The 23,817-nt window shown below is 65.1% G+C and carries 11 protein-coding genes; 6 read left to right on the forward strand and 5 right to left on the reverse strand.

The window, feature by feature from the left end:
• Positions 1 to 143 precede the first annotated feature (143 nt).
• The 4 genes from ABZ677_RS18905 to hydA are packed head-to-tail and all read left to right on the forward strand — an operon-like array spanning position 144 to position 4,029.
• Complete coding sequence (locus ABZ677_RS18905; RefSeq protein WP_358372056.1) at positions 144 to 1,106, forward strand: dihydrodipicolinate synthase family protein; 963 nt, start codon at positions 144 to 146, stop codon at positions 1,104 to 1,106.
• Positions 1,096 to 2,244, forward strand: a complete 1,149-nt coding sequence (locus ABZ677_RS18910; protein WP_358372059.1) for an FAD-binding oxidoreductase — start codon at positions 1,096 to 1,098, stop codon at positions 2,242 to 2,244. The genes ABZ677_RS18905 and ABZ677_RS18910 overlap by 11 nt, the downstream gene beginning before the upstream one ends.
• 13 nt (positions 2,245 to 2,257) lie before the next feature.
• Positions 2,258 to 2,644, forward strand: a complete 387-nt coding sequence (locus ABZ677_RS18915) for a gamma-glutamylcyclotransferase (protein WP_358372062.1) — start codon at positions 2,258 to 2,260, stop codon at positions 2,642 to 2,644.
• Positions 2,614 to 4,029 (forward strand): dihydropyrimidinase, encoded by a 1,416-nt coding sequence (gene hydA / locus ABZ677_RS18920; RefSeq protein ID WP_358372065.1) that lies wholly within the window; start codon positions 2,614 to 2,616, stop codon positions 4,027 to 4,029. The genes ABZ677_RS18915 and hydA overlap by 31 nt, the downstream gene beginning before the upstream one ends.
• A 47-nt stretch (positions 4,030 to 4,076) precedes the next feature.
• Here hydA and ABZ677_RS18925 read toward each other — a convergent pair whose 3' ends face one another.
• The 3 genes from ABZ677_RS18925 to ABZ677_RS18935 all read right to left on the reverse strand — a co-directional run bounded on the left by ABZ677_RS18925 (position 4,077) and on the right by ABZ677_RS18935 (position 7,187).
• Entirely contained in the window at positions 4,077 to 4,499 is a 423-nt protein-coding gene (locus ABZ677_RS18925; RefSeq protein WP_358372068.1) for a phosphate acetyltransferase, read from the reverse strand.
• 562 nt (positions 4,500 to 5,061) lie between these two features.
• A complete protein-coding gene (locus tag ABZ677_RS18930; protein ID WP_358372071.1) occupies positions 5,062 to 6,141 on the reverse strand; it encodes an iron chelate uptake ABC transporter family permease subunit in 1,080 nt (359 codons plus the stop codon).
• The gene (locus ABZ677_RS18935) at positions 6,138 to 7,187 is read right to left on the reverse strand and encodes an iron chelate uptake ABC transporter family permease subunit (RefSeq protein ID WP_358372073.1); all 1,050 of its coding nucleotides are present in this window, start codon (positions 7,185 to 7,187) and stop codon (positions 6,138 to 6,140) included. Before ABZ677_RS18935 ends, ABZ677_RS18930 begins: the two co-directional genes overlap by 4 nt.
• Positions 7,188 to 7,316: 129 nt before the next feature.
• Between ABZ677_RS18935 and ABZ677_RS18940 the strand changes: the two genes are divergently transcribed.
• Entirely contained in the window at positions 7,317 to 9,128 is a 1,812-nt protein-coding gene (locus ABZ677_RS18940) for a siderophore-interacting protein (RefSeq protein WP_358372075.1), read from the forward strand.
• On the opposite strand, the gene ABZ677_RS18945 is transcribed toward ABZ677_RS18940, so the two are convergent.
• Both ABZ677_RS18945 and ABZ677_RS18950 read right to left on the reverse strand, forming a co-directional pair.
• A complete protein-coding gene (locus ABZ677_RS18945; RefSeq protein WP_032403517.1) occupies positions 9,122 to 9,358 on the reverse strand; it encodes a phosphopantetheine-binding protein in 237 nt (78 codons plus the stop codon). The genes ABZ677_RS18940 and ABZ677_RS18945 overlap by 7 nt on opposite strands.
• Positions 9,355 to 18,966, reverse strand: coding sequence for an amino acid adenylation domain-containing protein (locus tag ABZ677_RS18950; RefSeq protein ID WP_358372078.1), 9,612 nt, complete (start codon positions 18,964 to 18,966; stop codon positions 9,355 to 9,357). The genes ABZ677_RS18945 and ABZ677_RS18950 overlap by 4 nt, the downstream gene beginning before the upstream one ends.
• A gap of 250 nt (positions 18,967 to 19,216) precedes the next feature.
• Here ABZ677_RS18950 and ABZ677_RS18955 point away from each other — a divergent pair.
• The coding region (locus ABZ677_RS18955) for an amino acid adenylation domain-containing protein (RefSeq protein ID WP_358372081.1) at positions 19,217 to 23,817 on the forward strand (4,601 nt) is incomplete at its 3' end.

Genomic DNA, 23,817 nt, shown 5'->3' on the forward strand with positions numbered 1-23,817 from the left:
GGACAAACATATTCGACCGTGGTCGCGTTACAAGTACGTTTCCGGCTTGACGACTCGACCACCCCGAAGGCAGTCTATGCAATCGATCCCACAAATGCGGGTACGACGCGTCGTCGATCGTCCCGAGCCCGAAAGGCACTCCCATGAATCGCGATGATGTCGCGTGGTCCGGTTACTGGCCCGCTGCCCCTACACCGTTCACGCAGTCGGGTGACGTCGACACCGAGGCAATTTTCGACTTGATGAATCTCTACGCGCAGACGGGTGTTCACGGTGTGCTCGTGAACGGCAGCACAGGCGAATGGTTCAGCCAGAGCGACCACGAACGAAAGACCGTCGCGGAAGCGTCGATCGATGCAGTCGCAGGCCGCTTCCCTGTTGTGATCGGTGTCAGTGCGTACACAGCTGCGCAGTCCTCCGCGCTCGCGAAGCACGCTGCTTCCGTCGGCGCAGACGGCATACTGGCAACGCCTCCGCCCTACGTACACACCTCGGCGGAAGAGACCTATCAGTACTACCGAAGCGTCAGCACCGCAACATCGTTGCCGTTCATGGCCTACAACTGGCCACGAGGCGTTGCGGTCGACATGGGGACCTCACCCGACCTGTTCTCTCGACTGGCCGACCTGGAGAACGTCGTCGCGATCAAAGACAGCACCGGTGATTGGCTCGCCATGCTCGACACCGTCGAGGCCGTGTCCGATCGCGTCCGTGTATTCGGGAGTTTCCTGCATCGACGCGGCCTTGCCACGCTGCTCGAACTGGGCGGGGACGGCAACATCGACGGCGGCGGGGTGGGCGCTCCCTTCGCGGTGCCGTTCTACGAGGCCGTCGCTGCACGTGACGCCGACACCGCACGCATGTGGGTCGATCGCTATCGCGCGTTCTCGGGCCGGCTCATCGCCTCGGACTACAGCGGCGTGTACGCCTCCCCCATCCCCCAGCTGAAGGCCGTGATGAACCTTCTCGGCCAACCGGGAGGCACCGTGCGCGAACCGTTACTGCCGATCACCGACGCCGACACGCTTGCCGCGCTGCAATCGGTCATCGTCGAATCGGGTATCGACGATGCCTACGCGACCGTAGGAGCTGGTCATGCGGTCTGAGGTCGACGTCGTTGTCATCGGAGCCGGAATCGTCGGTGCAGCAACGGCTCTCACCCTCACCCGCGCGGGATCCCGCGTTGCTGTGCTCGATCGCACCCTACCCAACACCGCCGGCTCCGGTACGACCGCGGGCAACCTGCACATCCAGACCATTCACACGCGCAGGCCCGGGCAGGGCACGGCCGTCGACGTCGAACAACTGCTTCCACTGCAGAAGTCGACGAGCACGCTGTGGAACACACTCGACGAGACGGTGCCCGGTCTCGGGCTGAACCGGTGCGGCGGATTCATGGTGGCCGAAACCGAGGAGCAGGTCCACGTCCTCATCGCGAAGCACCGATGGGAACGAGCTGCAGGGATCCCGACGGAGGTACTGAGCGGCGACGAGGCTCGGCAGGCGCTACCGTTGCTCGGCCCGAGCGTTCAGGCCGCAACCTGGTGTCCGTGGGACGGATTCGCCGAACCCGACCTCGCCGGTCCTGCCCTGTTGCGGCAGGCCGCGGCCGAAGGAGCGTCTGTACATCCGTCGACACCGGTCACCGGATTGACCCGCGACGGTGATGTCTGGACAGTAAGCACCAACGGTGGAACGTGGATTGCACCCGTGGTGATAGACGTTGCAGGGCCGTGGATGGCTCCGATCGCGGCTCTGGCAGGGGTATCGCTCGATCTCGTCCCGACCTCGTTGCAGATGCACTCGCTCGATGCCGCACCTCGGACACTCGAAGTGCTGGTACAGCACGTCGGGGAGGGAATGTCGATCAAGCAGAATCGAACGGGACGCCTCGTCCTCGGCGGCGGTTGGCCTGCAGGTGCGTTCCACGACAGCGAGACGGCCCCGAGCAGATCCGACAGCACCACAGGAAACCTGGAGCAGGTCCGACGGCTTCTGCCTGCGCTGGGCCACAATGCGCTTCTCGATACCTGGACCGGGCCCGTGGTCACCACGCCCGACGAAATGCCGGTCATCGGCGAACTCGCCGGAGCCCCGGGACTTTTCGTGGCAGGCGGCACGTACTCGTTCACCTTCGCACCGTTGTGGGGACACATCCTCACCGAGCTGGTGCACGGTAGAAAACCAGAACTCGATATCTCGGCGTTCTCCCCCGACCGCCTCGTCCACCTCCCTACCCACTGAAAGCAGGCTTCGCATGGCACTGGTCACGATGTTCGTCAACGGACAGGCGATGTCCGGCGGCACCCTGAACGACGCGTTGCACAAGGCGCGATTCGTGGGGAAAGTCGATACCGCACCGAAATACCGATTCTTTACCGTGCGCGACGAATTCCCCGGTTTGCACCCGGTCGCAACCGATGGATTCGTGGTACCGGGCGAGCTGTACGAGGTCGAGTACGACGTATTGCGCGACGAGCTCCTTCCCAGAGAGCCGAAGGAACTCGAACTCGGGGTCATCGAGTTGGCGGATGGCTCGGGCTCCCTGTCGATGCGAATGCGCGAGAACTACCTGTCGGCCGCGGGCGTCACCGACATCAGTGACCGCGGCGGATGGCTGACCTACCTCGCGAGCACACGATGAAGGTCGTGCGCGGCGGAACCGTCGTCGAATCCCATTGGGCCGCTCCGGCAGACCTGCTCATAGACGACGGCAGAGTCGTTGCGGTGCTCTCCCCAGGGAGCGAGGTCGACGCGGCAGCGGAGGTCATCGACGCAACCGGGAAACTGGTCATGCCGGGTGGAGTCGATCCGCACTGCCACGTCGGATTCACCTCCGGCGAATTCACCTCTCTCGACTCGTATCTCGAGTGCACAACGGCGGCCGTCTTCGGCGGCACCACCACGATCATCGACTTCGCTATCCCGCGTCCCGGTCAACAGCCGCTGGACGCCGCCGAGGTACAGCGAGCGAAAGCGTCCAGCGGACTGTGCGATTCGGCTCTGCACGCCTGCGTCGTCGAGTGGACCGACACCACCGCCGACCAGTTGAAGACTCTGGCGGACGCCGGCATTCGGACGGTCAAGATGTTCACCACCTATGCCGGTGAGACGATGGCGAACGAACACACCATCCTCAACACGATGCAGGCCACTCGCGATCTCGGCGGAATGGTCATCATCCACTGCGAGTCGGACGCGATCGTCACCGATGCGCAGCACCTCGCAGCCGTGTCGGGCGGAGTCGATGCAGCACACATGTCGCAGACGCGGCCGGAGCTCGCCGAGACTGCCTCGGTGGCCGCCATTCTCGCGATCGCCGAATCACAGAATGCGCCGGTCTATTTCGTGCACCAGTCGACTCCGGCTGCAGTCGAATTGGTCGCGGACGCCCGCAAACGAGGGCTCGTCGCCTTCACCGAATCGGTCGCCCACCATCTGATCCTTGACGACTCGGCCTACGAGGGTGAACAACCCGAACGTTTCGTCTGCTGCCCACCGCTGCGCTCGGCCGAGGTGGTCGAGGAACTGGGGCGTCACCTGTTCACCGGGCACATCACCACCATCGGTTCCGACCATTGCTGCTACGACACCGCACAGAAGCAGGTGCACAGCCACGACGTGCGTCACATGCCCAACGGACTCCCCGGAGTCGAGACGCGCCTTCCGGTGATCTACTCGCACTACGTAGACGGATTGGGTCTGACGGCAAGCAGATTCGTGGAGTTGACCTCGGCTAATCCAGCACGCACCAATGGCCTCTATCCACGCAAGGGATCACTGATGCCGGGGTCCGACGCCGACATCGCGATCTGGGATCCCGAACTGGAATGGACGGTGACCACCGAAACGCTGCACATGGCGACCGACTACACCCCCTACGAGGGACACCGACTTCGAGGAAAGCCGGTCACCGTGATCGTAGGCGGCGAGATTGTTGTCCACGACGGCGAACTCGTCGACGCCACTCCCCGCGGACGCCACCTCGAGGCGGCGCCACTCGACTTCAGCGGGGCATTCAGCATGTGAGGCCCGGACTTCTACCGTCGGCTGCCTCGACGTGGTGCTACTTCGGACTACTTGTCGGCGAGAGCTACTGCCGCCGCCAGGTATTCACGTGCGTCTCGAAACGTCTGCGCGACCCCACGTCCCGCGATGGCGTGATATCGACTGATCTGATCGTCATCGAGCGCGTCGAGGACGGTGCTGGAGTCCGCGTGCATCCATCCACCGTCTCGGACCAGTTCGTGGGCACGTTTGCCGTGCAGGGCAGAAATGCCCTCGACCCTGATCCCCTTCGGATCGGTCGACGCCGCGACGTAGTAGGCCTTCTTGCCGGAGTAGCCGGCCTTGACCTTCTCGCGCAACCGGAAGACGGCATCGGCCGCGTCATCGATAGCCGATGCCTGTTCGTCGGAGCCCGATCCGGCGGCAGAGATTCGCGCGATCTCCGCATCGATCGCAGAAAGCAAAGTGGCGAGGTATTCGGGATCGCTCATAGGCCCATGATGCCCTAGAGCAGTGACCTCTCGAACCAGCACCCGACTGGAGAGTATCGACACCTGTACCGCTCGGGGGTCAACCTGACCGACCGCACGGTCCAAATGCCTGCCGGCGATGTCATGGGCCGCTGACGAGGCGGAGTTCCCCGAACGGTTGCCCGCACCACCTGCAACTTCCACCGATGTAGTCGTGGCCGTCTTCACGCTCGCATTCGTCGATTGCGCATCCGCTGCCGCACGAGAGCATCTGGCCACATCAGCACCGCTCACCGTCACAGCCCGGGTGGTGACAGACACGCGGCATACAGACGAAAAAGACGGCCCCGGATTTCTCCGAAACCGTCTTAGACCTGCAATGTGTCGGGCTGACAGGATTTGAACCTGCGACCACTTGACCCCCAGCTAGATTGGCCATATTTCGATGGACCCACCCGGACCCAACGCACAGCCTCTGACCAGGCCTTTCCATCCATACCAGTTCACGCGGATCCACCCCCAATTGCACTGAGTAGTGACACGCTCGCGGCACGCTCGAATACCGATCGATTCTTGCAACCGGTCACGAGCTTCGCGCACCTCGCACGAGTAGGTAGATGAAGTAGATTCCGCCGATGCAGACGGTCACCAATCCTACTGGAATTGCGCGATAGAACGATTCGATCGTCAGGGCGGCGAAGTGTGCGACCATCAGCAGCGCCGCTCCCATGAACGCCGCAGACGCCATCGACACACCCGGGCTTCTGATCAGCCGTTGCGCCAACTGTGGTGCCGCGAGCGCCACGAATCCGATGGGCCCCGCCACCGCGGTGACGACGGCAGTGGTCGACACACCGAGCACGATGAGCAGCAATCTGGAGCGGTTGACGTTGACGCCCAGCGCTTTCGCGGCGTCGTCTCCGAGTTCGAGGAGCCTCAACGAAGACGAGAGCAGTGCGCAACACACGATGACGACAACGAGAACCCCGATCGTCGGTAGCAACCAGTCCCAGCGAACACGCGCGATCGACCCGGCTCCCCAGAATCCGACGGAGATCGCGTCACGCACATTGGCGCGGGTGATCAGGTACGAGTTGACCGAACCGAGAATGGCCGAGACGGCGATACCGACGATGATCAGCCGGAAACCCTGCACTCCGCCGCGCCATGCCAACAGGTAGACGACGAGGGCGGTGAGCAGTCCGCCGATCAACGACGCTGCCGCGACGACGCTGTAGTTGCGAGTGTTGACCACGAGCATCACCACCACGACCGCCGTGTATGACCCGGCGTCGAACCCGATGATGTCGGGGCTGCCCAGCGGATTTCGGGTCAACGACTGGAAGATGGCTCCACCGATACCCAGAAGCGCACCGAGGACCAGCGCTGCGAGGATCACCGGCAACCGCCACTCGAGCACGATCATTCGGCGAAATTCCTCGCCCCCACCGCCGAACAGGATGTCGAGTGCCTCCCCGAATCCGATCGGGTACTGCCCCATCCCCAACGTGGCTGTCGCCAGCACCACGGACAGGACTGCGAGAACTGCGCACACGACGAGTGCGCGGACCTGGAACCGCCCGGTGAAGTGCTTCGTACGTGTGGTGACGGCGGGATAGCCGTAGTCGATCTCCGACTTCGCCGCCTCGGCCTCGGTCGTCACAGTCCACTCGCTTTCCGGCGTCGCACCAGGACGATGAGAACCGGGGCACCGATCACCGCGCACATGACGCCTGCCTCGATCTCGCCCGGTCGTCCGAGTACGCGCCCGATCACGTCCGCGAGCAGGACCATGATCGGACCTGCGATCAGTGAATACGCGAAGATCCATCGCTGGTTCGGTCCTACGAACCACCGAACGATGTGCGGGATCATCAGTCCGACGAACGCCAGTCCACCGGTGAGCGCCGTGGCGCCACCGGCCAGGAGCGTCATGGCGACCAGACCGACGATCCGAACTCTCATCACCTTGACCCCGAGGGACGACGCGAGGTCGTCGCCGAGGGCGACCGCGTCGAGCTGTCTGCTGATCGCGACGGCGAGCACGAATCCGAGCACCAGGAACGGCAGCACCGTCCGCATCTGCTCCAGCGATGTTGCGGCGGTCGACCCGACGCCCCACCGCCTGATTCGCTCGAACGTGTCGGGGTCGATCAACTGCATGAACGTCGTGATGCCGTGCAGCACCGCACCGAGCGCGACGCCCGCCAGGATCAGCCGCACCGGCGATGCGGTACCGCCCCCGGCCGCCCCGATGAAGAACACGAGAACGGTGGCCGCGGCCGCTCCGACGAATGCGAACCAGATGTACCCGGAGATCGACGCCACCCCGAAGACGGCAACGCCCAGGGTGACGGCGAAGATCGCACCCGCGTTCACCCCGAGAAGTCCGGAGTCCGCCAACGGGTTTCGAGTCAATGCTTGAATCAGCGCGCCTGCCACGGCAAACGCCGCGCCTGCGACGACCGCGATCACGGTGCGCGGCATACGCAGCGTCCAGACGATGCTGGACGCCTCCGAGTTGTCCCTGTCCCACAGGACTCGCCACACCTCGCCCAGCGGTAACGGATTCGAGCCGAACATGAAGCTGATCAGGACGGCAACCGCCAGAAGTGCAAGGAAGACCACGAGTCCGAGAGCCCGCCGACCGGAACTCACCCGGTCGGCTTCCGTTACCGGGAGCGTCGCGTCGACGGGGGGTGCGCTCACCGATACCGGCCTTCCGTGAATTTTCTCGGCCGGGCCACGATGGCTACCCGGCTGCCGGACGAGGCGTCCGACCGAGGGAGCCTATCAGGCTAGGCTGGCCTCACTAAGGCGGCAATCGACGGAGGAACAGTGGCGCGCAGCACCAGGACGAACGACGTCCACCCCATTACCACCCGTGCTCTGGAGGTCCTTCGCGTCGAGGACGTCACACCCGGAATGCGACGGGTGACCCTCGGCGGCGAGCAACTCCGCGCCTTTCGCTCCGACAGTGGATATCCGGTGGCCGAATTCCGATCCTCCGGCTTCGACGACAATCTCAAGATCGTGTTCTGCCATCCGGATCTGGACGAACCGCTCGTTCCGACACAGGGGGACGGTGCCCTCGCGTGGCCGCGGGATCCACGATCGATCACCCGCACGTACACGATCAGACGCTGGGACCCGGTCGCCGGTGAGGCCGACATCGACTTCGTCAGGCACGGCAGTGGACCGGCCACCAGCTGGGCCTACCGGGCGACACCGGGCGAACGAGTGCACGTGGCGGGGCCCAAGATGTCGAGGAGCTACCCCGAGGGTGTCGACTGGGCGCTGATCGCCGGAGACGAGACCGCGTTGCCTGCGATCGGGAGATGGATCGAGGAAAGTCCGGACGGTCTGCGGGCACAGGTCTTCGTCGAGGTCGCCGAGCCGGCGCATCGGCAGGATCTGCCCGTCCGCGACGGCATCACGGTGACGTGGCTGAGCCGCGACGGCGCGCCTGCCGGTTCGACGCCGCTGCTCTTCGACGCGATCCGCGCAGCGCAGTGGAGGGACGGATCCGTATTCGTCTGGGTCGCAGGAGAAGCGACGTCGCTCACCCCGATCCGTCGATGGTTGCGTGAGGACAAGAACGTACCGAAGGACCATCTCGATGTAGTCGGATACTGGCGCCGAAGCGCGGACGAGCCGGATGTCGCCGACTCGGAACCGTCCGAGCACGACGATCTTCACGACCGACTGGACCTGTTGCCTCCGTTCGCCGTTCGTGTCGGCGTCACAGTCGGACTGTTCGACGCTCTCGAACGAGGCCCACTGACGATCCCGGCCATGGCGGCCGCCACCCAGACCCACGAGCAGGGGTTGGGCAAGCTGGTGCGCTACCTCGCCGCGGCCGGCGCTCTGGAACCGGGCCGCGGCGACACCTACCGCCTCACCGCTGCCGGACTCGAACTCACCGACGAGTGGCACATGACCGAATTCGACTTGGGCGGTATTCCCGCTCGCCGCGAGCTCGGAGTACTCGCACTGCTCGCTGCGGTCCGAACGGGCACGGGTGACTACGAGTCCTGGTTCGGTACCTCGTTCCGCGAACTCCTTCGATCCGAACCGGCAGCACTCGAAGCCGACGAGGACGAAGCCGACGTCATCGCCGACACTCTGGCCAAATCCGAGTTGTTCTCCGACGTACGCACACTGGTGATCGCCGGCCGCGGAGCCGGGCGCTTCGCGGGTGCCTTCGTCGATGCTCGGGCGGACGTGACCGTGACCGTCGTCGGGCACCCGAGCGAACTCGCCGGAATCCGCCGCCTGCAGGGTGATCGGGCTCGCGTGGTTCTCGAACCGTCCAGCATGCTCGAGACTCGCTCGGATTCACCGGACGGCGTGCTGCTGGCGAACCTGCTCGATCTGATGCCCGACGAGGACGCGGTCCACGTACTCGACCGCGCCGGCCGAAGCGTCGGTGCCGGCGGGTCCGTCTTCGTGTTCGCGGCACCGCTCGAACACGCCACCGCCGAGGATTACGAGTACGAAGACGATCTGCTCCACTTCGCGCTCACCGGTGGTGGAAGCAGAACCAACGCCGAGTACGACGACCTCTTCGGACGCGCCGGTCTGCGTGTGCTGGAACGCGTGACGATCGGCTGGGGAGAAGTGGTGTTCCGGCTCGCGCCGAACTACTGATTCTGCAGTGTCTTCAGCACCGTCAGCCAGTGCTCTATCCGCTGGTCCTCGGCGAGCGCGATGAAGTCCACCTCCGGCAACCCTGCCTGCCGCCACTGTTGCACGAGGGCCATGATCCGGACCGAGTCCATACCCTGGTCTCGCAGATCCACGTCGCGTTCGAGCTCGGCCACGTCGACGTAGAGGATCTCCGCGATATCGGTCAGTGCTTGTTCCTCGGTAACGATCATCGTCCTTCTTCCTGGGAAGTCGCCATGGTGGTCACCATGGCGCGGTCGGTCTCGAGATGGCGGCTCAGCGCAGGCAGCCATTCTCGTCGGGGGCGGGCGTCGTCGAGCATTCCCGAATGTGTCGAATCGACATCGACGACAACGAGTTCCGGTACGAAGTCGCGCCACATTTCGGCCACCCGACCGGAGTGCCCGACGGGCTTGCCTGCACTGGCGGTGACCAGGAGCGTCGGCCCGTCGAATCGACCTCGAGTAGGTTGTCTCTGCATGTATTCGGCCCGCATTCCCGCCGTCGCCCACGTACGTTTCTGGGTCGGACTGAGCGTGTCGATCTCCCCGGGCGACATGTTGCCGATTCCCTCTTCCCGGCGCGCGAATCGGGTCATGAACTCGTCCTGCACGTCGGTGTCGTGCACCATGTCGTAGGCCGAGACACCCTCGGGCATTATTTCGTCGTCGTCGCGCAGCGATCCGTCGAGCAGCCGACCGTCGACGGTGGGGACGGCGTCGAGGATCGTCAACGTGGCGACGTCGTGACCTCGGTCGACCAACCGCCGGACGACGCCGAGAGCCAGGTGCCCGCCGTAGGACCAGCCCAGAATGTCGTACGGCCCGTCGGGCTGCCGGGCGAGGACGGCATCGACGTAGACGTCGCACAGGGCATCGAAACCGTCTGCGACGACCAGACTTCCACCGTGGACGGGATCCTGCATGCCCACCACCGCCCACTCGGACGGTACGCCGTCGAGCAGCTGCGAGTAGATGGTCGCGAACCCGTTGTACTCGTGAATGCAGAACAGGGTTCTGCCGCTCGTACCAGGACGCAACGGCACCGTGATCGCCTCCGACGGTGGCACCTCGCGTGAGTCCTCCTCCAACAGCCGCGCGATCTCGCCGATCGTCTGCCGGGCGAAGATGTCCTTCACCCTGAGGTCGCGGCCGGTGTCTCGATGCAAGCGTGCGATCAGACGCATCGCGATCAGTGAGTTCCCGCCCGACTCGAAGAAGTTCGCGGTGGTCGAAACCCGTTCCAATCCCAGCAGATCCGCTACCGCAGCCTCGACGAGAAGTTCTTCGGCGGTGTCGGGTGCGACGTGGACGTCGTCTGCACCGACGATCTCGGGAAGCGCACGCGTGTCGACCTTTCCGTTGACCGTGAGCGGAATCGACTCGAGCACAGCCAGTCCCGAGGGAACCATGTAGTCGGGCAGAATGCCCCTGGCGCGAGCGCGCACGTCGTCGAGATCGACCACCGTGCCCGGCGCAGGAACCACGTAGCCGTACAGTGCCACGGCCCCGGACGGCGAGGGACGCGCCACGACCGCTGCCCGTGCGACCGACGGATCGTCGGCGAGGACATCGGCGACCTCGGTCGGTTCGATGCGGTACCCGCGAATCTTGACCTGATCGTCTGCGCGACCGAGATATTCGATCGTCCCCTCGGGGGTGCGCCGCACGAGATCTCCGGTGCGATACATCCGAGCTCCGCTCTCCCACGGACATGCGGAGAAGCGCTCGGCCGACGCGTCGGGCCGACCCCAATAACCCCGTGCCACACCGGAACCGGCCAGGTAGAGCTCGCCTGCCACGCCCGGCAACGTAGGCTGCAGGCTCTGGTCGAGGATGTACGCGCGGGTGTTGCAGATCGGCGTTCCCACCGACGAGGTCTCACTGTCGGCCAGATCGGCTCCCAGAGCGTTGATCGTGTATTCGGTCGGGCCGTACAGGTTGTAGGCCTCGACTCCCGGTGCGTTCCGCAACTGCTGCCAGAGCCGTTCGGGCACAGCCTCTCCGCCCAGCGATACGAACACCACACCGGCCGCGTCCGCGTCCACCGAGCGTCCCGACGGTCGGTCTCGGTCCAGTAGACCCTCGTCGACCAGCAGCTGACCGTAGGACGGCGTGACGTCGAAGCCGTCGACGCGAGCCGAATCGTAGTACGCCAGAAGCCGAGCGGGCTCGCGCCGCAGCTCCTCGTCGATGACGTCGACGGTGTGCCCGTCGAGCATCCAGAACAGTTGCTCCCAGGAGGCGTCGAAGGCGAACGAGGTGGTGTGTGCGATCCGCATCGTCCGTCCACCCTGGTGAGCGACGACTCGGTCGAAGATCTTGGCAACGTGATTGACGTACATGTTGGTCAGTCCCCGATACCCGACCGCAACACCCTTGGGCCTGCCGGTCGAGCCGGAGGTGAAGATGACATAGGCCAGGTTGTCCGGCCGGATGGCCCCACCGCGTTCGTGGTCGGTGATGGCCGCCGCGTCTCGACCGTCGATGTCGGCGATCACGCCGACCTCGTCCAGATCGACGACGATCCCGGCGACGTCGCCGATCCGGGACCGGTCCCTCGACGTGACGAGAGTGACGGTCGGTTCCGCAGCGCCCAGCATGTAGTCGATCCGATCGTCCGGGTGTTCGGCGTCGATCGGAACGTAGGCTGCGCCGACTGCGAACACGGCGAACATCGAGATCACCATGCGCTCGTCCCGCGGCAGTAGGAGAGCCACCCGGTGTTCCGGCCGCACACCGTGTGCGAGCAGCAGCCGCGCGTACTGGTTGACCCGCGCGAAGAACTCGGCGAACGAGTACTCCCGGTGCCCCGACACCAGAGCAGTTGCCTGCGGCGTCCGGGACACCTGGCGGCGCAGAAGATCGTTGACCGTCTCGTCCACCACGACACGGTTCTCGCCGCTGACACAGACGAGCGCTTCCTCACCGGGCAGCGACGCCGAGATCCGGCTCACCGGCCGGGCGGTGTCCGAGGCCATGTTCGTCAGAATCGACACGTACCGGCCGAGAACGCGCTGGGCCTCGTCGTCGCCGAACGCATCTCGTCGGTACGACAACCGCACGTGCACAGCGTAATTGCCGTCCTCCGCCGATGGACTGACTGCGAAGGTCAACGGATAGTGAGTGGCGTCGGTCGACGATCCGGACTGGACGTCGATCTCCGTGTCCTCCCCCGGGCCCGAGTCCTCGTACCCGAAATTCTGGACGACGAAGAGCGTGTCGAACAACGCACCCGATCCAGCGGGTTCCTGAATGTCGCTCAATGCGACATAGGAGTGCTCCATCACGTCGAGTTGCTCGGCTTGAACGCGCCGCAGCATCGTCGCCACCGACTCGAACGGGCTCGAGCGAACCCGAAACGGCAACGTGTTGAACAACAATCCGATGATGCGGTCGGCATCGACCAGTTCCGGCGGCCTGCCCGACACGTTGTTGCCGATCACCACATCGGATGTCCCCAGCAACCGGCCGAGAGTCATCGCCCACGACGCCTGCAGAACAGTCGAGACGGTCACCCCCACCTCGTGAGCGATCTCGTGAACGGCACGTGCGACGGCGGGGTCGAGGTCGAGGTGTATGTCCGCGGTATCCACCCGACTACCGATCAGGTCGCCGCCACCCGGCCACACGATGGACGGTCCGGCCAGGTCGGCCAGATAGTCGGACCACGCCGCTGCCGCAACGCCGTGGTCTCGATGCGCAACCCAATCCAGGTAGTCGCGGAACGACGCAGGCGCGACGCGGTCCGCGTACCCGGGATCGGTGTAGATGTCGAGGATCTCCCCGAGAAACGCATAGAGCGACCAGCCGTCCATCAGGATGTGTTCGGTGGTCATGCACAGCGTCCACAGGCCGGAATCGAGTTCGACCAGAACGAATCTCAGCAGCGGTGGTCGTTCGTGATCGAACGGTGTGTCACGTTCGGCGTCGAACAGTTCGGCGGCCGATCCGTGCGACTCCGCCCACTCCCGAGCCGTCACCACACGATACGGGAGCTCGGTGTGCGACGGGATCACCTGAACCTCACCGTCGGCCGTCGAGACGAACCCCGCGCGCACGTTGGGATAGCGGTCGAGAGCAGTGGCGATGGCCGATCTCATCCTGTCCGCGTCGACGTCACCGGTCAGCTCGTAGGTGATCTGCGAGATGTAGGCATTGTGATCGTCGGCTTCGCGAGCGCGAATGATGTGATAGAGCAGGCCGCTCTGGAGTGGCGACAGCGGCAGAATCTCCACACCGGGGCCGTACCGCTGATGAATGCGCGCAACTTCGGCAGTCGGTAGCGGTATGCGGTCCACGCGCGAAGCCGTGAGCCGGCTCTCGAAGTGCAACCCGCTGAGCGCAACTCCGGATTCTTCGAGGACTCCGGCGATGCCGCGAGCCAGCTGCTCGGCGTTCAGTCCGAGTCGGTCGCCGACTCCGACGTGCACGCGCAATGCGACGCTGTCATCTGCGGTGCGGCGATCGATCCACAGACTCACGTGGATCCGATTCGCTCCTGCCTCGTTCGGCAATTCGACTGCTTCGCAATCCGTTCGGCGTACCGACACGGTGACCGCCGGATCGGGGAGGTCGTCGAAGAATCGGCGGTGAGTGGGACTTGCGGATATCAAGTCGTATTCGTGCCTTCGCCGAGGGTCCCATTCGGCGGCGGCCACCAACCGATCGACGATCGCGGCGTCGCCGTCGGCGGCGAGGGCCAGCACGTCCGCGTCGATCGCAGTGAGGAACGTCGACGCCCCACCCGCGAGGGACTCCTCGAACTCGACGATCAGTGCACCGTCGGGATCGGGGTCGGCGTACGCGCGAGCAACTGCAGCCAGGAGAACGGCACGGGTACGCGCCTGATCATCGACATCGTCCAGGATTCGGCACCTGGTATTCGCCGCCCCTCGGGTGGGTGCGCCGGACTCACCGGCGCGTGGCTCGGCGACATCGAGATCGGCGAGCGAGTCGACCCAGTCCTCCCAGAACGGGTCGTCGAGCAACTGCGACAGGTCATCCGGTGCATCGGTGCCACTAGAGGGTGCTTCACGCGCTCTCAGTGCCAGGGTGATTCCGTCCGCGTACCCGTCGACGAGTTGCCCGACCACCGCGGCCATCGCGTCGAGCCAGTGCGGCTCCGCCACGTCGGACGCAACCAGCCAGACCTGGTCCTCCGTGTTCTCGATGCGTAGCCGGTCGTAGTGGTCCTGACCGAACAGCGACACAGCGACCTGATCCACGCTCATGCGCCGCAGTTCCGAGCGACGTGCGTCGACCGGCGGCAGAGCAGTGCGGAGGACTGCGCCCGGCGTGGTGCTCGGGACAGCCGCGGAGGGAACGTCGGTGGTAGCGAATCGAGACAGCGCCGGTATGGGGGCATCCGGGTATCGGCTGCCCCACACCAGAAACGCGCGAATCTCGTGTGCGAGCCGTTCGACAGTCGCCACCTCGAACAGCTCGTCGACGGCGTCCACCCCGATGGAGAATCGCCCGTCCGGTCGCTGTTCGATGCCGACGACGAGATCGAACAATGCTGCGACAGTGTCGTCCTCGGAGTCGGACTCGGACGCCCAGGGGTCGTGAATCTCGAACGGCCGGTCCGTATCCGGTGTGTCAGCATCGGCAGGGGTGTACACCGCCATGACTTGGAACAGAGGGGAGGCCTGCGACCGCCTACCCGTCAGGATGTGGTCGACCACGCTGTCGAACGGAACGTGCTTGTGCTCCTGCGCATCGAGCACCCGCTCGCGTGTGCGTCGGAGCGCGGCCCCGAATCCTGTTGCCTCGTCGAGGTCGGTACGGATGACGACCGTGTTGATGAAATACCCGATCAGGTCGGCCAGGGCAGGATCGTCCCTGAGGTCGATGGGCGAACCGATCGGGATGGACGTTCCCGCACCCTGGTGCCACAGCGCCAGCGCCGCCGCCACGATGATCGCCTGCAGAGGTGTCGATGCCGACCTGTTCAGGAACGTCGCGACGTCTGCAGAATCGTTGTCCGACAACGCGAGTGCGACGGACCGTCGCGTTCGGGTCGCGATCGTGGAACGGTCCGCATCGAGCGGTAGACGCGTCTCGGCCGGGCACCCGTCGAGGGTTCTCTTCCAGTAGTCCAGTTCACGCCGGTACTGCGACTGCGGGTCGGCTTCCGTTCCGAGCGCTGTGCGGTTCCACAGCGCGAAGTCGCCGTACTGGACTGCGAGCTCGGGTAGATCGGCGCTGCCGAGACCGAGTTCTTGTCGATAGAGCGCACCGAGATCGCGCAGAAGGATGGAATTGGACCTGTCGTCGGTCACCATGTGGTGGCGTTGGAACACCACGAACCCCGAACCACCCGACGCGACGATGGTGAACCGCATACCGAAGTCTGTTGCAAGATCAAGCTGTTCGTCGAGCAGCTGTTCGATCAGCGACGTCGACTCGGACGGGCTCGTATCCACGACCCGAATCCGGTTTCCCGAATCCGGCACCGGGTGCACAACCTGTTGGAGCTCACCGTTCTCGTCCGGCGAGAACGTGGTCCTGAGGATCTCGTGCCGGTGTACCAACTCGGCGAGAGCACGGTGCAGCGCAGCCGCATCGAACCGACCGACGACGCGCAGGATCTCACCCGTGCGATAGAAGCTCTCGGAGTCGATGTGCTCGCTGATCCACAGTGCCTGCTGCCCGTACGACGCCGGCACGGCGTCGGTCCGCTCGATGTCGGTGACCGAAATCGGCTTCGAGGTGGACTCGCTGCGCACCGGGGTCATTCCGCAGGCTCTACCCCTGGCGGCGTCGACGCATGCTGCCAACCCTCCGAGCGACGGCGCGTCGAACACATCGCGCAGGGTCAGCACTCCGCCCGTCGCCGCGCCGATGCGTGCCACCATGCGAGCCGCCGACAGAGAGTGCCCACCGAGTCGGAAGAAGTCGTCGTCCACCGACAGAGTCATGTCGCCCGGCAGGTTCAGAACCTCGCAGAAGACCTGCGCCAGCGCATGTTCGGTGTTCGTCTCGGGTGCGCGGCCGGTCTGCGTACTCGCAGCCGCCAGGTCGGGACGAGGCAGGGCTCGGCGATCGATCTTTCCGTTTGCGGTGGTCGGGATCGAGTCCACGGCCGAGAAGACCGTGGGGACCATGTAGTCCGGAACCTGCGTTCCCACGAAGTCGCGGAGATCATCGCCGTCGACGGCTCCGCCGGTGTGATAGGCGGCGAGGTAGTGTCCGCCCGCGGGGTGCTCGGCCGCGACGACGACGGCTGCCGAGACGGCGGGGTGGCGTTCGAGTGCGACGCGAATGTCGTCCAGTTCGATGCGTATTCCGCGAATCTTGATCTGGTCGTCGGTGCGGCCCATGTACTCCAGCGCTCCGGAATCGTTCCATCGCACCAAGTCTCCGGTGCGGTACAGCCGTATGCCGGATCGCGGATCGGCGACGAATCGGGCTGCCGTCAGATCCGGGCGTCCGATGTATCCATCGGCGAGTTGTGTTCCGCCCAAGTACAGTTCACCGACCACACCGGCGGGCACCGGGCGCAGCCACATGTCGAGCACGATGGCGCGAGTGTTCGCGACGGGCGCGCCGATGGGCACCGTCGCACCGTAGTGTTCGATCGCTGTCTGATCGACACGGTGGAAAGTGATTTCTCCGGTTTCGGTGGGTCCGTACACGTTGGCGATGTCGCCGGACACGACGCCCGGGAGGGCAGTGCCGAGAGACGTCGGAAATGCCTCTCCCGCAAGCGCAGTCAAGCGGAGGGAGTCGTGAAATCCCAGCTCGGCAGCGACGAAGGCCTGCGCCATGGCGGGTACGAAGTTCACCCGCGAGACGCGGTGTCTGCGGATCGCGTCGCTGAGATACCTCGGGTCGCGGTGACCGTCGCCGGTCGTCAGGATCAGGGTACCTCCGAAGGCGAGGGGTCCGAATATCTCGGGAACCGACACGTCGAACGTCGCGGGAGTCTTGACGAGGACGCGCTCCCCGGCGACCGGATGTACCGTCTCGCCCCAGAGCAACCTGTTGACGATTGCGCGATGAGAGACCATGACCCCCTTGGGTCGTCCCGTCGTTCCGGACGTGAAGATGACGTATGCGATGTCCGACGCCGTCGGAGGCACCAGGGCATCGATCGAGTCCGGTCGATCCAGCGAATCGACCAGGACGACGGTCCCGAGTACGGCGGAATGCGCATCCGCACCCGCTACGTCCGTGACCGTCACCGGCGCCGAGGCGTCGTCGAGGATGTGCCCGATGCGTTCGGACGGGTGTTCCGGATCGATCGGAACGTAGGCGGCACCGGTGCGCACGACGGCAAGCAATGTCACCACGAGATCCACCGAGCGCTCGAGCATGACTGCCACGCGGTCTCCTCGCGTCACACCGTGGGCGCGCAACTGCGCGGCCATGGCCTCGACGCGGATGTCGACCTCGGAGAAAGTGAACTCCGCTCCGGTGTGATCGACGATTGCCACCGCGTCCGGCGTCCTCGACATCTGTAGGCGGACCAGCGAATCCAGCGTCGCACCGTCGGCATGCACCTCGACACCGCGCGACCATTTCTCTGTCGTCGTTCGGTCGTGGGCGGTCCGTGCATCGAGCGTCGACACCCTCGTATCGGCGGCCCCGGACAGTCTCCCGAGAAACCCGACGAAGGCAGCGGCGGTGTCGGTGACCGATTCGGCGGTGGCCGCAGCGTCGCTCGACGTCAGGTCCACCGCGAATCCGTGCACCCGATCGCGATACACCATGAGGTCCAGGCGTCCGGCCGGTCCACTCGTGACCGTTTCCTGGCGGCCGGCGATCGAGCCGAACCCGTAGTCGTAGTCGAAGGCCTTGACGTTCAACTGCGGCAACGCTGCATAGTCCTCCGGCCCGTTCGGCCACAATCGCGCAAGGGTCTCCCCCGCCATCTGATGACCGACGACCTCCCGCATCTCGCCTCGGACCCGCTGCACCAACTCGGCGACCGTCTCGGACGGAGAAACCCGCAACGTCACCTGCGCGGCACCGACCAACATTGCCGGAGTCCGCAGCGCCACACCGCCCGAGCGGTTCATCTGCGGCAACCGGACCGCGAACAGGTCCCGTCCGTCGCGCGCGGACGTGAACAGCCCCCAGCCCAACGCAACGACGTCGGACCACGTGACCCGTGCCGAACGCGCCAGTGCGTCGATCGACGCTGCCACCTCGTCCGCAACGCGGCCTTGTCCTCGCGCGTCGGTGAGGAAGAACTGGCGCGAGGAATCGAATCCGACGGCCGAGGTCTCGGAGACCTCCTCGAACTTCGCTGCCCAGAATTGTTCGGAATCGCCCGCGCCGACACCGGCACCGTCGACGACCGACGCATAGTCACCGAACCATCGCTCGGGCACCGAAAGGCCCCCGGCCAGAGCGGTGTATACCTCGGCAACACGACGAGTGACGAGCCCCAGCCCGTACGCATCGAGGAGTAGGTGATGAGTCGAGAACTCCCATGCCCACCCGCCGTCGAGCCTGCGATGAATCGACGAGTCCGATTCGAATCGCGAGGAGCCGAGCCCACGACGGCGGCACCGGGCCAATGCCGCTGACCGGATCTCCGAGTCGGGGCGACCGTGCTCGACGACCGTTGGTTCGAGAGACGGTGCCGCCACCGCGTCGAGCATGGGGACCCCGTCGTCGCCGACCACGGGTCGATAGCCCAACACCTGAGCCTCGGAGACGGCGAGGGTGATGGCGTGCGCGAGAAGGGGAGGGTCGATCTCGCCGTCGAGCCAGACCAACTGTGAAATTCGGAACGCATCGGCCCCGGGAGTGACCTGCTCCGCTGCCCAGACACCCAGCTGCGCAGGCGTCAGCCGAAGACGACCCATAGTGCACCTCACCCCGCTCGCAATGACAAAGAATACGTTAGCCTAACCTAAAGTAGGTTTGAACCGCGACACAGGTCGGGTCGCCGATCCGCCGCAGTTCAACTTTGCGCGAACAGGTTTCGACGTATCGCTCCCGCCGTCACCGCACCTCATGGGCATGAGTATTAGGTTAGGGTTGCCTGAGCTACACTCCCATGCGGTAAGTCAAGAACAACCCAGGTACGTCTTGGGTTCCGTGATTGGGGTGTACGTGACGGTCCGTCTTCTGGAGCTGACAGCAGCACAACTGGGTGTGTGGGCCGCAGAGCAGGTCAGCCCCGACGCGGACGCGTTTCGAATTTCGCAGTTGGTGTGGCTGGACGACGACGTGGACGTTGCCATTTTCAGCCGCGCAGTGTCCATGGCGGGTTCCGAAGCCGAGGTGTTCGGTCTACGGCCCAACAACGGCGCAGACGGAGTGCCGGTACTCGCGAACAGCGACACACCCATCGGTGCCCTTCAGGTCATATCGTCCGCATGTGAAGATGCGGCGATTCGGTCCGTCGCTGCCGACCGCTGCCGCGTCGACGGCGTAGGACAGAACCGGTACGAGTCGCTGGCGGTCCTGCACCGTCGAACCAGCGGCGGGTGGGCATGGGAATTCGCAACCCATCATCTTTTCGTCGACGCCTACGGCCTGGGACTGTTCACTCGACGCGTCGCGGAGGTGTACACGGCGCTCGTCACCGGCAGCTCGGTACCGGATCGGTGGTTCGGCGATTACGTCGAGCTCGTGGATACCGCGGCATCGCAACATGATCCCGGTGCAAGTCAATTCTGGTCCGAACTGTGCGCCGAGGCCGAGGGCACGCCCGCAGTGACGTTCGACGCCTCGCGGCGCTTTTCACTACCCTTCTCTCACGGCCGAGGTGCGATCGCACCGCCTACCGCCGAGGCGATCGACGCACTCGCCCGCTCGGCGCGGGCATCGTGGTCGGACGTCGTGGCGTTGGGCTGGGGACTGTTCACCGCGGCGCGGGACGGACGCGATCTGTTCGCCCTGCAGCTGCCCCGGATGAACCGGTTCGGCGCCGCGGCACTGCGGACACCCGCGATGCTCGTCGATGCGGCTCCGGTGGTGTTCCGGGTGGACCCGTCGAACACCCTGGTGCAGTTGACGACCCGCATGCGCGACGAGATGCGGGCGAGCTCACGCCACCCGGCCGGGGAGGCTCTTGCCCGGCTGTGGCCGAACGGCCAGGACGATTACGCGGCGCTGCCACAACTGAATGTCAAGGCGTTCGACTACGACTACGCCTTCGGCTCGATCAGCGGGCGGCAGGAAACCGTGACCAGTGGACCGGCCGGCCGACTCGATTTGATGGTGTACCGAGATCGAATCCACGGGTTCCGTCTCGATCTGTCGTCGAGCGACCCCGCGCAGACCCCCGACTTACTCACCGACGTGCTCGACGACTTCCTCGGCTTCCTCACCCGGTTCGCCGCATCACCGAACGAGGCTGTCTCTACCGTCGGCCTGCTGAGCGCCGAGAAGTTCGATCGCGTCGACGCTTTGTCGACCGGTCCGAAGGTTGCCCGCGACGACGCGACCGCGACACTCGATATTCGGATACGGCAACAGATCTCGGCGACGCCCGACGCTACCGCGGTGGTCGACGACGTAGGTGTCGACCTGACGTACCGCCAGTTCGATGCCAGGGTGAACGCGATGGCGGCCGAATTGTCCTCGTACGGCGTCACATCCGGGGACACGGTCGCCGTGATGCTGCCGCGCTCGGTCGACCTCGTTCTCGCGCTGCACGCCGTGATCAGGATCGGAGCGGCATACGTCCCCATCGATGTCGACTACCCGTCCGAACGCATCGGCCACATCCTCGACGACGCTGCGCCGATCCTCGTGATCGCAGACCTCGGCGGGAGTTCACGGCACAGCACCGTTCTCCCCGAGGCCGTTATGACAGTCGATGATCCACTCGTGTGCGCCCGTCTCGACGCAACCCACGCGCCGGTCGTCGTCGCTCATCCGCCGTCTGCGTCCGACACCGCGTACGTCATCTTCACCTCCGGCACCACCGGACGGCCCAAAGGTGTGATGGTCTCGCACCGGGCGATCGTCAACCGACTGCAGTGGATGCGGGACGACTATGCGCTCACCCCCAACGATCGGGTACTACAGAAGACACCCGCCGTGTTCGACGTGTCGGTGTGGGAGTTCTTCCTCCCGTTCGTCACCGGAGCGTCGTTGATCATCGCGAAAGACCAGGGCCACAAAGATCCCGGCTACCTGGTGGACGTCATCGAGCGTCACTCGATCACCGTCGCACACTTCGTCCCCGCCATGCTGCAGGCGTTTCTCGACGCGAATCCCGAGGTCGCTCGGCTGTCGAGCATGCGACGCGTCTTCTTCTCCGGTGAAGCGCTCCCCGCGAAGGCCGCGGAGGCCGCCGCGACCCTCTTCGCAGCGGCCGAGCTGCACAATCTGTACGGGCCGACCGAGGCCGCGGTGGACGTCACCGCACAACCGGTGAACTCGACGGTATCGATCGACAACGCTGCCGTGCCGATCGGTCGACCGGTCGCCAATACCGTTGTGCAGGTGCTTGATTCCTGGCTTCGCCCGATACCCGAGGGTGTGGTCGGAGAGCTCTACCTCGGCGGAGTGCAGCTGGCCGACGGATACATCGGTCGACCCGATCTCACCGCCTCCAGGTTCGTTGCATCCCCGGCCGGTGCACGCCTCTACCGCACCGGGGACCTGGTGCGATGGAACGCGTCCGGTGTTCTGGAGTACCTGGGCCGAACCGACGATCAGGTCAAGATCAGAGGGTTCCGCATCGAACTCGACGAGATCCGCGTCGTCCTCGAGCGACATGCCTCAGTGTCCGCCGCAGTCGTTCTCGCCGTCGACCACCCGGCTGGCGGGCACTTCCTGGCTGCGTATCACACCGGGGACAGCGTCGACGCCGACGAACTGCGGCAGTTCGTGGCCGAGGCAGTCCCGGACTACATGGTCCCGACTGTTTTCGTTCCTCTCGATTCGCTTCCCACGACGCCCAACGGAAAGCTGGATCGACGCGCACTGCCCGCTCCCGAACTGGCCGCAGGTGGAACCCACCACGCACCCGCCAATCCTGCCGAACACTCGGTGGCTCGGTACTTCCGCGATGTTCTGGCGTTGCCTTCAGACGTCGATCTGTCGACCGACGACGACTTCTTCCACCTCGGTGGTCACTCCCTGTCCGCGACGCGGCTCGTCGCGCGCGTCAACGCGGAATTCGGCTCGGCGCTGACGTTGCGGGATGTGTTCGAGGCCCGGACCGTCTCCCTACTGGCCGCGCTCGTCGGCGTCTCACAGGCCCGCGAGAGTATCTCCGACACCGTTGTCCCCGAACGCGTCCCCGCATCCTTCGGTCAGCAGTCACTGTGGGTGATCGATCGCCTCGGCGGTCCACGATCGCAGTACGTGGTCCCGAACGTCGTCCGCCTCACCGGCGATCTCGATGTGGCTGCGGCGATCGAGTCGGTTCGCGACGTGGTGCGCCGACACGAACCCCTGCGCACACGACTCGTGGAATGGGACGGTGATCCGATTCAGGTCATCGTGCCCGCCGACGCTGCCGCGGCATCAGCCCACTTCGCGGTCGCCGATCTGCGCACCGAGTCCGCTGACGGCGTCGACAACCGTATCGACGAGCTGGTCGGCACCGGCTTCGATCTGGACACGGACCTTCCGATACGCGTGGAGATCCTGCGCACTGCGGAACGCGCGTGGACGCTCGTGTTCGCCATCCACCACCACGCCGTCGACGAATGGTCGCTACCCAATCTCTTCCGTGATCTGTCCCGGTCGTATGCGGCCCGGGTCGTCGGCGATGCACCCGTGTGGGAGCCGTTGCCGGTCTCGTACGCGCAGTATGCGACATGGCAACGCCTCGTTCTGGGATCCGCTGCCGATCCCACGTCGGAACTCTCACGTCACGTGGACTACTGGCGCGGTGCCCTCGAGGACGCTCCGGCCGAGTCGATCATCGCCCTCGACCGGCCCAGGCCAACTCAGCCGACGTATCGGGGTCGTGACGTCACCTTCGAGCTCGATCGCGACGTCGTGGCCGGTCTGCACCGCACTGCCACCGATATCGGTGTCACCATGTTCACCGTGGCCCACGCCGCCACCGCGCTCACCGCGTCTCTCCTCGGTGCCGGAACCGATGTGGTGATCGGCTCCCCTGTCGGCGGACGTACCGAGGACGGACTGGAAGACCTCGTCGGGTACTTCGTCAACACGCTTCCCCTCCGGCACACACTCGATCCCCACCACACCGTGGCCGAGGTTCTCGCTCAGGTTCACCGCACCGTTCTGGACGGATTCGCCCATCAGAGCGCCCCTTTCGAAGACATTGCTCGTGCGCTCGACGTCCCCCGGGTCACCGGTCGCACGCCGTTGTTCCAGATCCTGCTCAGCCATCACACCGAAGCCGGATCCACGGGCCCGGACCTGGTGGGTCTCGTCGGCGACGACTCCGGTTCTATTCGCGCGACCTCGTCGACGGCCACCAAGACCGACCTCGAGTTCGATCTGGAGGAATCATCGGACGGCATCACCGGGTACCTCACCTACGCTGTGGATCTGTTCTCCCCGAGCACCATCGACCGTTTCATTCGGACGTTCATCCGAGTGGTGCAGACATTCGTCGACGCGCCGTCGAGCCGGGTGTCCGCATTGGTCTCCGATGCCGACACCACATCCATCGCCGCGTGGTCGACCGGGTCCGACGCCACCGGTCTCGAAATACCCACCACAGGTGCCACCCTGGACTCGCTGGTACGCAACCAAATCCGGGCCACACCCGA

Source organism: Rhodococcus sp. NPDC006774 (assembly GCF_040636045.1).
Lineage (GTDB): Bacteria > Actinomycetota > Actinomycetes > Mycobacteriales > Mycobacteriaceae > Rhodococcoides.